The sequence below is a fragment of the Streptomyces sp. NPDC060232 genome (genome assembly GCF_042726555.1).
In the GTDB taxonomy this organism is placed as follows: Bacteria; Actinomycetota; Actinomycetes; order Streptomycetales; family Streptomycetaceae; genus Streptomyces.
On record NZ_JBHXAG010000021.1, the window covers coordinates 1 to 14723 of the forward strand.

At 73.6% G+C, this 14723-nt stretch carries 13 protein-coding genes and 1 pseudogene; all 14 read left to right on the forward strand.

The genetic code is table 11. The features are described from left to right. Nucleotides 1-464 precede the first annotated feature (464 nt). The gene (locus ACFWFZ_RS26395; RefSeq protein WP_387125460.1) at nt 465-2207 is read left to right on the forward strand and encodes an enoyl-CoA hydratase-related protein; all 1743 of its coding nucleotides are present in this window, start codon (nt 465-467) and stop codon (nt 2205-2207) included. A gap of 74 nt (nt 2208-2281) precedes the next feature. After that, a complete protein-coding gene (locus tag ACFWFZ_RS26400; RefSeq protein WP_387125461.1) occupies nt 2282-3337 on the forward strand; it encodes a hydrogenase expression protein HypE in 1056 nt (351 codons plus the stop codon). Nucleotides 3338-3407: 70 nt separating this feature from the next. Beyond that, nucleotides 3408-5192: a nickel-dependent hydrogenase large subunit gene (locus ACFWFZ_RS26405; protein WP_387125462.1), complete on the forward strand. Its 1785-nt coding sequence runs from the start codon at nt 3408-3410 to the stop codon at nt 5190-5192. Further along, nucleotides 5189-5716, forward strand: a complete 528-nt coding sequence (locus ACFWFZ_RS26410) for a hypothetical protein (protein ID WP_387125463.1) — start codon at nt 5189-5191, stop codon at nt 5714-5716. Before ACFWFZ_RS26405 ends, ACFWFZ_RS26410 begins: the two co-directional genes overlap by 4 nt. Further along, a complete protein-coding gene (locus tag ACFWFZ_RS26415; protein ID WP_387125464.1) occupies nt 5713-6363 on the forward strand; it encodes a DUF5947 family protein in 651 nt (216 codons plus the stop codon). Before ACFWFZ_RS26410 ends, ACFWFZ_RS26415 begins: the two co-directional genes overlap by 4 nt. After that, the gene (locus tag ACFWFZ_RS26420; RefSeq protein WP_387125465.1) at nt 6360-7061 is read left to right on the forward strand and encodes a DUF6084 family protein; all 702 of its coding nucleotides are present in this window, start codon (nt 6360-6362) and stop codon (nt 7059-7061) included. Before ACFWFZ_RS26415 ends, ACFWFZ_RS26420 begins: the two co-directional genes overlap by 4 nt. A 17-nt stretch (nt 7062-7078) precedes the next feature. Then, nucleotides 7079-8545: a hypothetical protein gene (locus ACFWFZ_RS26425; protein ID WP_387125577.1), complete on the forward strand. Its 1467-nt coding sequence runs from the start codon at nt 7079-7081 to the stop codon at nt 8543-8545. Then, on the forward strand, nt 8542-9102 hold the full coding sequence (locus ACFWFZ_RS26430) for a hydrogenase maturation protease (protein WP_387125466.1): 561 nt from the start codon (nt 8542-8544) through the stop codon (nt 9100-9102). The genes ACFWFZ_RS26425 and ACFWFZ_RS26430 overlap by 4 nt, the downstream gene beginning before the upstream one ends. After that, nucleotides 9099-9209 carry a DUF6893 family small protein gene (locus ACFWFZ_RS26435; RefSeq protein WP_387125467.1) on the forward strand — a complete coding sequence of 37 codons (111 nt, stop codon included), beginning with the start codon at nt 9099-9101 and terminating at the stop codon, nt 9207-9209. The genes ACFWFZ_RS26430 and ACFWFZ_RS26435 overlap by 4 nt, the downstream gene beginning before the upstream one ends. Before the next feature lie 116 nt (nt 9210-9325). Beyond that, a complete protein-coding gene (locus ACFWFZ_RS26440; protein ID WP_387125468.1) occupies nt 9326-9712 on the forward strand; it encodes a hydrogenase maturation nickel metallochaperone HypA in 387 nt (128 codons plus the stop codon). Between the two features lie 12 nt (nt 9713-9724). Beyond that, nucleotides 9725-10546 (forward strand): annotated as a pseudogene (gene hypB, locus ACFWFZ_RS26445) (hydrogenase nickel incorporation protein HypB); the annotation flags it as partial. Between the two features lie 197 nt (nt 10547-10743). Next, entirely contained in the window at nt 10744-13239 is a 2496-nt protein-coding gene (gene hypF / locus ACFWFZ_RS26450; RefSeq protein ID WP_387125469.1) for a carbamoyltransferase HypF, read from the forward strand. After that, nucleotides 13208-13564, forward strand: a complete 357-nt coding sequence (locus ACFWFZ_RS26455) for a HypC/HybG/HupF family hydrogenase formation chaperone (RefSeq protein WP_387125470.1) — start codon at nt 13208-13210, stop codon at nt 13562-13564. The genes hypF and ACFWFZ_RS26455 overlap by 32 nt, the downstream gene beginning before the upstream one ends. Further along, entirely contained in the window at nt 13561-14703 is a 1143-nt protein-coding gene (hypD, locus tag ACFWFZ_RS26460) for a hydrogenase formation protein HypD (protein WP_387125471.1), read from the forward strand. Before ACFWFZ_RS26455 ends, hypD begins: the two co-directional genes overlap by 4 nt. Nucleotides 14704-14723 lie beyond the last annotated feature (20 nt).

The window sequence follows — 14723 nt, forward strand, 5'->3', positions numbered from 1 at the left end:
ACGGGGAGGGGTGTCCCCGCAGGACGAGCGCGCAACCACCGAGCACAACCGAGAAGGCTAGTCACGCGCGAGCCGAGGAGACACCCCTGCCCGGCCCCGCGACCGGCCCGCACCACTCCAGCCCCGCCGGCGTTTGAGGCGCGGGGTCTGGGGCAGCGCCCCAGCACACCGGCCCGGCAGGGCGAAGATCCGGGTCCGGGGCGTGCTCCGGGCTGCTACCCGCCGCGGGAGCGGAAGGGCGAAGATCCGGGCCCGGGACGCGACCCGGACTGCCACCCGCCGCGGGAGCGGATGGGCCGAGCGGGCGCCCACGCCGCGCTTTCGAGTGACAACGCCGCACGGCCTCGGCCGCGGCCGCCCCGCCGTGGCCGAGCATCGCAGGCGGCCGGTCGCTCCGGTCACCAGCCGCCGACCAGGCCGGGCACCGCGACCGCGGCGGCTCCGGGCCGCCGCCGGGAGACCACGTGTACGTCCTGCTCGTCGCGAGCGCGTTCAACAGCCTCACCCAGCGAGTCCACGCCGAACTGCGCGACCACGGCCACCGGGTGGCGGTCGAACTGGCCGCGCCCGGCGCCCCGCTGGCCGACACCGTACGCCGGCACCACCCCGACCTCGTCCTCGCACCGATGCTGCGCACCGCCATCCCCGAGGAGGTCTGGGCCGCGTACACCTGCCTCGTCGTCCACCCGGGACCCGTCGGCGACCGGGGCCCCTCCTCCCTCGACCGCGCCGTCCAAGGCGGCGAGACCCGATGGGGCGTCACGGTCCTCCAGGCCAACGCCGAGATGGACGCCGGAGACGTCTGGGCCACCGCCGACTGCCCGGTGCCACCCGTCGGCAAGAGCGACCTCTACCGCGGCGAGATCGCCGACGCCGCGCTGGAGGCCGTCCTGCTCGCCGTGGAGCGCTTCGCCTCCGGGGCGTACGTCCCGCGCCCCCAGGAAGGCGGCCTGGCCCGGCCGCTCATGCGCCAGGACGAGCGCCGTATCGACTGGGAGGCGGACACCACCGAGCGCGTCCTGCGGGTCCTGCGCGCCGCCGACTCGCAGCCCGGCGTACGCGACCACCTGCTCGGAGGCGAGTGGTACCTGCACGGCGGACACCGCGAGGACGACCTGCGCGGCCGCCCCGGCGAACTGCTCGCCACCCGGGCCGGCGCCGTCTGCCGGGCCACGGCCGACGGGGCCGTCTGGATCCCGGAGCTGCGCGCCCCCCGGACGCCGGACGCGCCGCCCACCCCCAGGCTCCCCGCCACGCTCGCCCTCGCGGACCGGCTGCCCCCGCTCCCCGAACTCCCCGCCCCGCCGGACAGCGGCCCGAACCGCCCCACCTGGTCCGACATCGGTTACCACGAGGAGGGCCAGACCGGCTTCCTGACGTTCTCCTTCCCCGGCGGCGCGATGAGCACCTCGCACTGCCGCCGCCTGCTGGAGGCGTACCGGACCGCCTGCGCCCGCCCCACCACCGTCCTGGTCCTGGGCGGCGGCCGCGACTTCTTCTCCAACGGCATCCACCTGGGCGTCATCGAGGCCGCCGACGACCCCGCCGAGGAGTCCTGGGCCAACATCAACGCCATGGACGACCTGGTCGAGGCCGTGCTCACCACCACCGACCGCCTCGTGGTCAGCGCCCTCGGCGGCAACGCCGCCGCCGGCGGCGCCATGCTCGCCCTCGCCGCCGACGAGGTCTGGTGCCGCTCCGGCGTCGTCCTGAACCCGCACTACCGCCTGATGGGGCTGTACGGCTCCGAGTACTGGACATACACCCTGCCGTGCCGTGTCGGCTCCAGCCTGGCGGTGCGCCTCACCTCCGAGGCGCTGCCGCTGGGGGCCGCCGCCGCGCACCGGCTGGGACTGGTCGACCGCACGGTCTCCTGCGCACCCGGGGACTTCCCCGGCGAGACGCAGCACCTCGCGGTCCGGCTCGCCGCCCTGCCCGCCACCGGGTCCCGGATCGCCGCGAAGAAGGCCGCCCGCGAGCTCCACGAGGCGCGCCGCCCGCTGGCCGCCTACCGGGCCGCCGAGCTGGCGCGGATGCGGCGGACCTTCTTCGACCCGGATGCCTCCTACCACGCCCTGCGCCGCGCCTTCGTACGCAAGGAGCGCCCCGCTAGCACCCCGCCCCACCTCACCCGCGCCGCCGCCGACCGGCGCGGCGTCACTGGACTGGCCGTACCAGACGCGGCGCCCGGCCCCGGCAGCTGTTAGCAAGAAACGTGGGGCTGAGGCAGACCGCCTCCCGACCCCCTCACACCCAGATCCCCTCCCCGAGGAGGCAGCGCATGGCCGCAGTGACGAAGGACCCGGTCGAAGACCCCGTCATCCACATCCTCTGGATCAACGCGGGTCTGAGCTGCGACGGCGACTCCGTGTCCCTGACGGCGGCGATGCAGCCGAGCATCGAGGAGATCGTCACCGGCGCTCTGCCGGGTCTCCCCAAGATCGCCGTGCACTGGCCCCTGATCGACTTCGAATGCGGTCCGGTCGGCGGCGCGGACACCTTCATCGAGTGGTTCTTCAAGGGCGAGCGCGGCGAGATCGACCCGTTCGTCCTGGTCGTCGAGGGCTCGATCCCCAACGAGTCCATCAAGCCCGAGGGCTACTGGTGCGGGTTCGGCGACGACCCGGCCACCGGACAGCCCATCACCACCAGCGAGTGGATCGACCGGCTGGCCCCCAAGGCCCTCGCCGTCGTCGCCATCGGCACCTGCGCCACGTACGGCGGCATCCACGCGATGGAGGGCAACCCGACCGGTGCCATGGGCGTGCCCGACTACCTGGGCTGGGAGTGGAAGTCGCAGGCCGGCATCCCCATCGTGTGCGTGCCCGGCTGCCCCATCCAGCCGGACAACTTCTCCGAGACCCTGACCTACCTGCTCTACCAGGCGGCGGGCTCGGCCCCGATGATCCCCCTCGACGACAAGCTGCGCCCCACCTGGCTGTTCGGCGCGACCGTGCACGAGGGCTGCGACCGCGCCGGCTACTACGAGCAGGGCCAGTTCGCCAACACCTACGACTCCCCGAAGTGCCTGGTCAAACTGGGCTGCTGGGGACCCGTCGTGAAGTGCAACGTCCCCAAGCGCGGCTGGATGAACGGCATCGGCGGCTGCCCCAACGTCGGCGGCATCTGCATCGCCTGCACCATGCCGGGCTTCCCCGACAAGTTCATGCCCTTCATGGACGAGCCCCCCGGCGCGAAGGTCTCCGTCACCGCGAGCGGGGCGTACGGGGCCCTGGTCCGCAAGCTCCGGTCGGTCACCGCCCACACCGTGGACGAGGAGCCGAAGTGGCGGCGGGCCGGCCGCAGCCTCACCACGGGCTACCGCCCGCCCTGGTGACGGCCCTGCTCCCCCCACCCTCCCCGCAGACACGCCCCGAACGCACCGAAGAAGGGTCACGGCAGACACGATGGCAGCGAACACGAAGGCGGCCGGCGACGGCAGCGGCCTGGTGGAGATGGCCTGGGATCCGATCACCCGGATCGTCGGCAGTCTCGGCATCCACACGAAGATCGACTTCAAGCAGAAGCGGGTCGCGGAGTGCTACAGCACCTCGTCGGTCTTCCGCGGCTACAGCGTCTTCATGCGCGGGAAGGACCCCCGCGACGCGCACTTCATCACCAGCCGCATCTGCGGCATCTGCGGCGACAACCACGCCACCTGCTCCGTCTACGCGCAGAACATGGCCTACGGCGTGAAGCCGCCGCACCTCGGCGAGTGGATCATCAACCTGGGCGAGTCCGCGGAGTACATGTTCGACCACAACATCTTCCAGGAGAACCTGGTCGGGGTCGACTACTGCGAGAAGATGGTCCGCGAGACCAACCCCGGCGTCCTGGAACTGGCCGAGCGCACCGAGGCCCCCCACGCCGGCGACCACGGCTACCGCACCATCGCCGACATCATGCGCTCCCTCAACCCCATCGAGGGCGAGTTCTACCGAGAGGCCCTCCAGGTCAGCCGGTACACGCGCGAGATGTTCTGCCTGATGGAGGGGCGCCACGTGCACCCCTCCACGCTCTACCCGGGCGGCGTCGGCACCGTCGCCTCCGTCCAGCTCTTCACGGACTACATGAGCCGCCTCATGCGGTACGTCGAGTTCATGAAGCGCGTCGTCCCGCTCCACGACGACCTCTTCGACTTCTTCTACGAAGCCCTGCCCGGCTACGAGGAGGTCGGCCGCCGCCGGGTGCTGCTCGGCTGCTGGGGCGCCCTCAACGACCCCGAGCACTGCGACTTCACCTACGCCAACATGACCGACTGGGGACGGAAGATGTTCGTCACCCCGGGCGTCGTCGTCGACGGCAAACTCGTCACCAACGACCTCACGCAGATCAACCTTGGCATCCGCATCCTGCTCGGCAGCTCGTACTACGACGACTGGGAGGGCAAGGAGCAGTTCGTCACGCACGACCCGCTCGGCAACCCCGTCGACCCCCGCCACCCGTGGAACCAGCACACCATCCCGGCCCCGCAGAAGCGCAACTTCGACGACAAGTACAGCTGGGTGATGTCGCCCCGCTGGTTCGACGGCAAGGACCACCTCGCCCTCGACACCGGCGGCGGCCCCATCGCCCGCCTGTGGTCCACGGCCCTCTCCGGCCTCGTCGACGTCGGCTACGTCCAGGCCACCGGGCACAGCGTCGTCATCAACCTGCCCCGCACGATGACCAAGCCCGAGACCCGCTTCGAGTGGAAGATCCCGAAGTGGAGCAACGCGCTGGAGCGCAACCGCGCCCGCACGTACTTCCAGGCGTACGCGGCCGGTATCGCCCTGCACTGCGCCGAGAAGGGCCTCGCCGAGGTCCGCGCCGGCCGCACCCAGACCTGGGAGAAGTTCGAGGTGCCGGACGAGTCCATCGGCGTCGGCTTCACCGAGGCCGTACGGGGCGTCCTCTCGCACCACATGGTCATCCGCGACGGCAAGATCGCCAACTACCACCCCTACCCGCCGACTCCGTGGAACGCCAGCACCCGCGACACCTTCGGCACGCCCGGACCGTACGAGGACGCCGTGCAGAACACCCCGATCTTCGAGGAGAACACCCCGGAGAACTTCAAGGGCATCGACATCATGCGCGCCGTGCGCAGCTTCGACCCCTGTCTGCCCTGCGGCGTCCACATGTACGTCGGCGGCGGCAAGACCGTGAAGACCATGCACGTCCCCACCGGCCTGAGCGGACTGGGCGGATGAGCGCGGCCGTCGACGCCCGGGAGGCGGGCCGCCGCGTCGAGGAGGTACTCGACCGGCTGGCCGCCACCGGGAACCGCGAGGCGTGCGAGGCCGCCGAGGAACTCGTGCGGGTACTCATGGAGTTCTACGGCGCCGGACTCGCCCGGATCGCGGCGAAGCTGGGGGACGGCCCGCTGGCGGCCGCCGCGGACGACGAACTCGTGGCGAGCCTGCTCTCCCTGCACGGCCTGCACCCCGAGGACGTGCACACCCGGATCGCCCGCGCCCTGGCCGGCGCGCCCGACCCGGTGGAGCTGCGCGGCTTCGACGAGGCCACCGGTGTCCTGCGGCTGCGCCCCGCGGCCGCCCCCACCGGCTGCGGCTGCGGCCCCGGCGGAGCGGAAAGCGCCCGGCGGACGCTGGAGGACACCCTCGCCTGCTTCGCCCCCGAGGTGACGAGCGTGGAGATGGAGCCCGCCCCGGACCCGCAGCCCGCGCTGCTGCAGATCGGCACCCGGCCGCACAGCCCGGCGCGGGTGTCGTGAGCGGGCCCGCCGCCCGTCCGCAGGGACCGCGCGGGCTACGCCGTTTCGCCGGCCCGCGCCCGCCCCGGCCCGAGACCTGCGAGCTGTGCGGGGTGGCGGTGCCGGCCGGGCACCGCCACCTGGTGGAGACCGAGAAGCGGACACTGGTCTGCGCCTGCACCGCCTGCTCCCTGCTCTTCGACCGCCCCGGCACCCGGACCGGCCGCTACCGGGCGGTCCCCGACCGCTACCTGGCCGACCCGGAGCACCGGCTCGACGACGGGGTGTGGGAACGGCTCCAGATCCCCGTCGGCGTCGCCTTCTTCTTCCGCAACGCCGCGCTGGACCGGCTCGTCGCGCTCTACCCCAGCCCGGCCGGGGCGACCGAGAGCGAACTCGATCCGCAGACCTGGCAGCAGGTCCTCGACGGCGGGCCGCTGGCCGCCCTGCTCGAACCCGACACCGAAGCGCTGCTCGTGCACCGCTGGGAGGGCCGCTCCGGCTGCTACCTGGTGCCCATCGACGCCTGCTACGAACTGGTGGGCCGGATGCGGATGCTGTGGCAGGGCTTCGACGGAGGGGCCGAGGCGCGGGCCGCACTCGGTGCCTTCTTCGACGACGTCGAACGGCGGGCCAAGCCCGTCGCGCCCGCGGGGGACCGGTCATGACGGGCTTCGACTTCTCCTGCACCGGCGTGCGGGCCGACCCGTACGCCGCCGGCCCCACGCTCGTCTTGCGGCTGCGGATCACCGCCGACCCGGACACCCGCGTGCACGCCCTCGCCCTGCGCTGCCAGATCCGCATCGAACCGGCCCGGCGCGGCTACGGCCCCGCCGAGGCGGAGGGCCTCGCGGACCTGTTCGGTGAACGCTCCCGGTGGGGCACCACGCTCCAGCCCGTGCAGTTCGCCCAGGTGCCGGTCATGGTGCCCGGCTTCACCGGGGAGACCGAGACGGACCTCGTCGTGCCCTGCACCTACGACATGGACATCGCCGGGACCCGCTACTTCGAAGCACTCCAGGACGGCGAAGTACCGCTGCTGATGCTGTTCTCCGGCACCGCCTTCACCGGCGAAGCCGGCTTCCGGGTCGAGCCGGTGCCCTGGGACCGCGAAGCCTCGTACCGGATGCCCGTGGCCGTCTGGCGCGAGATGGTCGAGCAGCACTTCCCCGGCTGCGGCTGGCTGCGGCTGCCCCGCGACACCATGGCCGAGCTGCTCGCCTACCGCTCCCGCCACGCCCTCGCCTCCTGGGAGGCGACCGTACGCGCCCTGCTGGACGCGGCCGATCCCGCGCAGCCGCCCCCGCCCGGGGCCGTCCGGCTGCACGCGCTGCGCCCGCGCCTCACCGAGAGGACGGCTCCGTGACCGCGACCGACGGCTCCGTGACCGCGACCGGGTCCGCCGTGGCGACGAGGGCCACCGCGGACCCGCGCTTCGCCGCCGCCCGACAGGTGGCCGAGGCCGTCCTCCTGGAGGGGTACGTCCTCTACCCGTACCGTGCCTCCGCGGCCAAGAACCGGCTGCGCTGGCAGTTCGGGGTCCTCGTACCCCCCGCGTGGGGCCCCGCCCACGGCGAGCACGCCTTCCAGCAGACCGAGGTCCTGATGGAGCCGAAGGGCGACGCGACGCTCGCTCTGGAGCTGCGCTTCCTGCACGCGCAGCGGCGTACCGTCCAGCAGGCCCTGGACGGCGGGGGCTTCGCCGAGGTCGACGAGCTGCACCTGCCCGACCGGGTCCTCGTACCCTGGGACGAAGGAACCGAAGAGCGCGTCGAACTGACCCTCCCGGTGGCGGAGTTGACCGGTGAGGGCATCACCCTCCCCTTCACCCGCCCCGCCCGCGACGACATCGAGACCGTCCTCGGTGCCGACGGGCGGACGGCGGGCCGGCTGGTCCGCCGCACGGAGGAGATCGAGGGCCTGCTGCGGCTGCGCGCCGTGGAACTCGACGGCGCCTACCGGGTGTTCAGACTCACGGCCGTCGTGGAGAACAACAGCCCGTGGACCCCCGGAGCCGGGTCCGGAGCCGCAGTGGGATCCGATGCCGTCGCCGCCGACCGGGGGGCGGCCCTGCCCCGCTCGCTGGTCGCCGCCCACCTCCTGCTGGGCCTCGACTCCGGCTCCTTCCTGTCCATGACCGACCCGCCCGAGTGGGCCCGGGAGGCCGTAGCCGCCTGCGAGAACCTCCACACCTGGCCGGTGCTCGCGGGCGAGGCGGGCGGCGCCGACGTGGTCCTGTCCTCCCCGATCATCCTGGAGGACCACCCGGCCATCGCGCCCGAGAGCGCGGGCGCCATGTACGACGCCACGGAGATCGACGAGATCCTCGCCCTGCGCACGGCGGCCCTGACCGACCAGGAGAAGCGCGAGGCGCGCGGCACCGACGCCCGGGCGGCCGCCGTCATCGACCTCGCCGACTCCCTGCCCCCCGAGGTGCTGGAGCGCCTGCACGGCGCCGTACGCTCCCTGCGGGAGGTCACCGGCCCGGACGGACCGGAGCAGATCACCGAAATCCCCGCCGAGGAAGCGGTGTTCAGGCCGGACACCCCCTGGTGGGACCCGGCCGGCGCGGACACCGCCGACCCGGCCCGCGACCGGATCACCGTCGACGGCGCCCCCGTCGGCCCGGGCAGCCGTGTCCTGCTCCGCCCCGGACCGCGCCGCACCGACGCCCAGGACCTCTTCCTCCACGGCCGCGCGGCCCTGGTCGAAGCCGTGCTCCACGACGTCGACGGGGGAGTGCACCTCGCCGTCACGGTCGAGGACGACCCCGGCGCGGACATCCGGCGCGAACAGGGCCGCTTCCTCTACTTCCAGCCCGACGAGGTCACCCTGCTGGAGGACGCGTGAACCCCAAGGTCCTGATCGCCGGCATCGGCAACGTCTTCCTCGGCGACGACGGCTTCGGCGTGGAGACCGTACGGGCCCTGTCCGCGCACCGGCTGCCCGACGGGGTGGAGGTGGTGGACTTCGGCGTCCGCGGGGTCCACCTCGCCTACCAGCTCCTCGACGGCTACGACACCCTCGTGCTGGTCGACGCCACCGCCCGTGGCGGCGCCCCGGGCACGCTCTACCTCATCGAGGCGGAGGCGGGCGCGAGCACGGCCGCGGGCGACGGCCCGCAGGCCGCCGGCCCCGGCGAGGGGCCCGTCCTCGACGGCCACCACATGTCGCCCGACACCGTCCTCGCGCTCCTGGACGCCCTGTGCGCCGGAACCGGCGCCACCCCGCCGCGGCGCACGCTGGTCCTCGGCTGCGAACCGGCCTGCGTCGAGGAGGGGATCGGGCTGAGCGCCCCCGTCGCCGCCGCCGTACCCGAAGCCGTCCGCATGGCCCTGGACCTGCTCGACCCTCCGGCCCCCGACGAAGCCGGCGCACCTTGCCGCGAACTGAGGAGAACCCCATGAAGAAGGCCGTCATCAGCGGGGCCGCCCTCGCTGCCCTCGCCACCCTCGCCGCCGTCATGCAGGTCTTCCCCGACATCAGGCGCTACCTGCGCATGCGCCGGATGTGATCCCCAGCCGCCGCACCCCCTCCGCCGAACGGCGTACGGGGGGTGCGGCGCACCGGCGTGCCCGACCGCCGCACCCCCGTCCCACCGGTGTAATGAGCCCGGCAGGACGGAGTCCGATGCACGAGATGTCGATCGCCATGGCCGTCGTGGGCCAGGTGGAGGAAGCCGCCAGGGCGGGCGGCGCGCACGCCGTCACGTCCGTACGGCTCCAGGTGGGCGAGCTGGCGGGCGTGGTGCCCGACGCGCTGGCCTTCTGCTTCGAACTGGCCTGCGCCGGAACCGTTCTCGACGGCGCGGAGCTCATCACCGAGTCCGTGGCGGCCCGCGCCCGCTGCGGGACCTGCCCCGGCAGCTGGGCCGTCGGGATGCCCCCCGAGCTGTGCTGCCCCGGCTGCGGACGGGCCACGGATGTCGAACTGCTGTCGGGGCGCGAGCTGGAGATCCTCAGCGTCCGCTGGGAAGACGGCACCGCCGGCGCCCGTACCCGCGAACCGATTCCCTAGGAGGCCTGAACCATGTGCCGAGTGGTCGATCTGCGGCAGGCGGTACTCGCCAAGAACGACGGCGTCGCCCAGGCCCTGCGCGACGAACTCACCGCCCGCGGAACGACGGTGGTCAACCTGCTCTCCAGCCCCGGCAGCGGGAAGACCGCGCTCCTGGAGCGCGAACTGCTCCTGGCGCGTGAACGGTCGGTACCGGTCGCCGCGCTCACGGCGGACCTGGCCACCGAGAACGACGCGCTGCGGCTGGCCCGTTCGGGCGTACCCGTCAAGCAGGTGCTCACGGACGGGCTGTGCCACCTGGAGGCCGGGATGCTCGGCCGGCACCTGGACGGCTGGCTGCCCGAGGACACCCGGTTGCTCTTCGTGGAGAACGTGGGCAATCTGGTCTGCCCGGCCGGCTATGACCTGGGGGAGTCGCTGCGGGTGGTGCTCGCCTCGGTGACCGAGGGCGAGGACAAGCCGCTGAAGTACCCGACCGCCTTCGGGCTGGCGCAGCTGGTGGTCGTCACCAAGACCGACATCGCGCAGGCCGTCGAATTCGACGAGGCCGCCTTCCGCGCCAACGTCGAGCGGGTCAATCCCGGCGTGGAGATCGTCATGACCTCGGCCCGCAAGGGCGAGGGCCTGGGCCTCCTGCTGGACCGGGCGCTGGCGGCGGGGACGGGAACCGGGACGCACACCCCGGTGATGGCCCGTCGGCAGCAGGAGACCGGCCACCATCACGGGCACGGGCACGATGACGGTCACGGCCACGAGCACGGGCAGGGCCACGATGACGGCCACGGTCACCTGCACGATCACGGCCACGATCACGGCTCCGACCAGCATCACCACCACGGGCCCGGCCCCACGCACGACCGCGCTCCCGCCCACGGCGCCGAGCACGACCGCGCTCCCGCCCACGGCGCCGAGCACGACCGCGCTCCCGCCCACGGCGCCGAGCACGACCGCGCCCCCGCCCACGGCGCCGAGCCCGGCCACGGCCACGACCGCCGGCCCCCGCACGTCCAGCCCGCCGCGCAGACCCGCTGATGGAGCCGGTGCAGCGCCGCAGGGTCACCGTCCGCGGCGTGGTCCAGGGCGTCGGCTTCCGCCCCTACGTCTACACGCGCGCGATCGGACTCGGCCTCGCCGGGCACGTCACCAACACCCCCGAGGGCGTCGTCGCGGAGGTCGAAGGCGCCCCGGCCGCCGTCTCGCGGTTCTGCGAGCACCTCGCGGCGGACGCGCCGCCACTGGCCGTCGTGGACGCCGTCGACCACCACGAGGTCCCCGTCGCGGGCGGCGCCGGATTCACGATCATCGCCTCGCGGAGCGGCGGCCCCGCCCGGACGCTCGTCTCCCCGGACGTGGCCACCTGCGCCGACTGCCTCGCCGAACTCGCCGATCCGGCCGACCGGCGCCACCGGCACCCGTTCATCACCTGCACCCACTGCGGGCCGCGGTTCACCATCGTCACCGGGCTGCCCTACGACCGCGCGCACACCACCATGGCCCGCTTCCCCATGTGCCCCGACTGCGCCCGCGAGTACGGCGACCCCGCCGACCGCCGCTTCCACGCACAGCCGGTCGCCTGCCCGGCCTGCGGCCCCCGGCTGGCCCTGCTCACCGGGCGGCCTCCCCGCGAGAGCACCGACGGCGGCGCCGATCCGATCGCCGCGGCCCGCCGGCTCCTCACGGCCGGGGCGATCCTCGCCGTCAAGGGGCTCGGCGGCTACCACCTCGCCTGCGACGCCACCCACCCGGGCGCCGTGGCCGAGCTGCGCCGCCGCAAGGCCCGCGGCGACAAGCCCTTCGCCCTGATGGCCCGCTGCATCGGCGACGCCGAGCGGCTCGCGCACATCGGCCCCGAGGAACGCGCCCTGCTGCAAGGCGGCGTACGGCCCATCGTGCTGCTGCGCCGCCGCGACGGCCGCGCCGGGACGGCCCCCGCAGGCCCCGCCGGCGCGCCCGGCGCCGTACTCGCCGACGGCGTGGCCCCGCGCTGTCCCGACCTCGGCGTGATGCTCCCGTACACCCCCGTCCACCACCTGCTCCTCGGGCTGCCCGGCGACCCGCCGGGCCCCCGGCTGCTCGTCATGACCAGCGGGAACCTCGCGGGAGAGCCCATCGTCACCGACGACGGCGAGGCCCTGGAGCGGCTCGCCGGCCTCGCCGACGCCTGGCTCACCCACGACCGCCCCATCCACGTGCCGTGCGACGACTCCGTGGTGCGGGTCTGCGACGGCGAGACGCTGACCGTACGCCGCGCCCGCGGCTACGCCCCGCTGCCGATGGACCTGCCGGTGCCGGTCCCCGCGACCCTCGCCGCGGGCGGAGACCTGAAGAACACCTTCTGCCTCGGCGAGGGCCGCCGGGCCTGGCTGTCCGCCCACATCGGCGACATGGGCGACCTCGCCACCCAGTACGCCCTCGAACGCGCCGAGCGCCAGCTGGAGTCCATCACCGGCGTCAGCCCCGGCCTCGTCGCGGCGGACCGGCACCCGGGCTACCGCTCCGCCCAGTGGGCGCGGCGCGCCGCCGGATCCCGGCCGCTCGTCCGCGTCCAGCACCACCACGCGCACATCGCCTCAGCCATGGCGGAACACGGCCTGGACGGCGAACGCCCGGTGATCGGCGTCGCCTTCGACGGCACCGGCTACGGCGACGACGGCGCGGTGTGGGGCGGCGAGGTCCTCCTCGCCGACTATGCCGGGTATGCGCGCTTCGCCCACCTCGGCTACGTGCCGCTGCCGGGCGGTGACGCCGCCGTGCACCGCCCCTACCGGATGGCCCTGGCCCATCTGCGGGCGGCCGGCCTGGCCCGCACCCCGGACCTGCCCTGTGTCGCCGCCTGCCAGGACGATGAACTACGCGTACTGGAGCGCCAGTTGGAGCGCGGCCTGAACTGTGTCCCGACCTCCAGCATGGGGCGGCTCTTCGACGCCGTGTCCTCGCTGGCAGGCGTCTGCCACCACGCCGGCTACGAGGCCCAGGCGGCGATCGAACTGGAGGCGGCGGCCCTCGGCGCGAGCGGAACGGGTCCCGACTACGCCTTCGGGCTGCGCGTCCCGCCACACCCCGCCGCAGGCCCGTCCACCGCAGGCCCCGCCACCGCCGGGCCGGGCGCATCCGTACCGGCCCCCTCCGTACAGGTTCCATCCGCACCGGTCGTCGCAGACCCGGCGCCGATGCTCGCGGCCGTCGTGGCCGACGTACGCGCGGGCACCGACCCGGGGCTGATCGCCGCCGGCTTCCACGCCTGCGTCACCGCCCTCGTCGCCGAGCTCTGCGGGCTCGCGCGCGAGCGGCACGGCCTGGACACCGTCGCGCTGACCGGCGGCGTCTTCGCCAACACCCTGCTGTCCTCGGCGTGTGCCCGCACCCTGCGGGCATCGGGGTTCACCGTCCTGCGTCACGGCCGGGTCCCCCCGAACGACGGCGGGTTGTCCCTCGGCCAGCTCATGGTGGCGGCGGCCGCCACCCCGGAGCACCACCCACAGCAAGGAGAAGCCCATGTGCCTGGCGGTACCCGGCAGAGTGCTTGACATCGGGGAGAAGGACGGCACCCGCATGGCTACCGTCGACTTCGGCGGCGTGCAGAAGGAGGTGTGCCTGGAGTACCTGCCCGACCTCCAGGTCGGCGAGTACGCCATCGTCCACGTCGGGTTCGCCCTCCAGCGCCTCGACGAGGAGTCGGCCCGGCAGACCCTCGCGCTCTTCGAGGAACTCGGCATGCTCCAGGAGGAGTTCGGCGACCCGTGGGAGCAGGCGGCCCTCCAGGCCGGCGCCGACACCCCCTGGCCCTTCGCCGACGGGCCGGACGCGGGAGAGGTCACCACACCCGAGGTAGCCCAGGAAGGCCGGCAGTGAAGTACATCGAAGAGTTCCAGGACCCCGCCCTCGCGCGCCGGCTGCTCGACGACATCCACGCCACCGTCACCCGCCCGTGGGCCCTGATGGAGGTGTGCGGCGGCCAGACCCACACCATCATCCGGCACGGCATCGACCAACTCCTGCCCGACCAGGTCGAGTTGATCCACGGACCGGGCTGCCCGGTGTGCGTCACCCCGCTGGAGGTCATCGACAAGGCGCTGGAGATCGCCTCCCGACCCGACGTGATCTTCTGCTCCTTCGGGGACATGCTCCGGGTGCCCGGCACCGGCCGCGACCTGTTCCAGGTGCGCAGCGAGGGCGGCGACGTACGCGTCGTCTACTCCCCGCTCGACGCGCTGCGCATCGCCCAGGAGAACCCGCAGCGCCAGGTGGTGTTCTTCGGCATCGGCTTCGAGACCACCGCGCCGCCCAACGCCATGACGGTCCACCAGGCGAAGAGGCTCGGCATCCGCAACTTCAGCCTGCTGGTCTCCCACGTCCGGGTGCCCCCGGCCATCGAGGCGATCATGCGGTCGCCGAGCTGCCGCGTCCAGGGCTTCCTGGCCGCCGGGCACGTCTGCAGCGTGATGGGCGTGAGCGAGTACCCCGAACTGGCCGCCCGCCACCGCGTACCCATCGTCGTCACGGGATTCGAGCCGCTGGACATCCTGGAGGGCGTGCGCCGGGCCGTGCGGCAGCTGGAACGCGGCGAGCACACCGTCGACAACGCCTACGCGCGCGCCGTCCGCCCGGAGGGCAACCCGGCGGCCCTCGCCATGCTGGAGGACGTCTTCGAGGTCACCGACCGGGCGTGGCGCGGCATCGGCGTCATCCCGGACAGCGGGTGGCGGCTGTCCGCCCGCTACCGCGACTTCGACGCCGAACACCGCTTCTCGGTCGACGGCATCAACACCGAGGAGCCGGCGGAGTGCCGTAGCGGCGAGGTGCTCCAGGGGCTGCTGAAACCGCACGAGTGCGAGGCCTTCGGCACCCTGTGCACCCCGCGCAGCCCGCTCGGCGCCACCATGGTCTCCAGCGAGGGGGCCTGCGCCGCGTACTACCTCTACCGGCGGCTGGAGCTGAAGACCGTGCCGGTCGCCGCGACCACCCCGCAGGAGGCGAGCCCCGTTGTCTGACGCCGGTACCACCCTCGACA

What these genes read in the sequence shown, in the direction of transcription:
- ACFWFZ_RS26400 (WP_387125461.1), top strand. Translation starts at nt 2,282, where the DNA reads ATGGCCGCAGTGACGAAGGACCCGGTCGAAGACCCCGTCATCCACATC.
- ACFWFZ_RS26405 (WP_387125462.1), top strand. Translation starts at nt 3,408, where the DNA reads ATGGCAGCGAACACGAAGGCGGCCGGCGACGGCAGCGGCCTGGTGGAG.
- ACFWFZ_RS26410 (WP_387125463.1), top strand. Translation starts at nt 5,189, where the DNA reads ATGAGCGCGGCCGTCGACGCCCGGGAGGCGGGCCGCCGCGTCGAGGAG.
- ACFWFZ_RS26420 (WP_387125465.1), top strand. Translation starts at nt 6,360, where the DNA reads ATGACGGGCTTCGACTTCTCCTGCACCGGCGTGCGGGCCGACCCGTAC.
- ACFWFZ_RS26435 (WP_387125467.1), top strand. Translation starts at nt 9,099, where the DNA reads ATGAAGAAGGCCGTCATCAGCGGGGCCGCCCTCGCTGCCCTCGCCACC.
- ACFWFZ_RS26440 (WP_387125468.1), top strand. Translation starts at nt 9,326, where the DNA reads ATGCACGAGATGTCGATCGCCATGGCCGTCGTGGGCCAGGTGGAGGAA.
- hypF (WP_387125469.1), top strand. Translation starts at nt 10,744, where the DNA reads ATGGAGCCGGTGCAGCGCCGCAGGGTCACCGTCCGCGGCGTGGTCCAG.
- ACFWFZ_RS26455 (WP_387125470.1), top strand. Translation starts at nt 13,208, where the DNA reads ATGTGCCTGGCGGTACCCGGCAGAGTGCTTGACATCGGGGAGAAGGAC.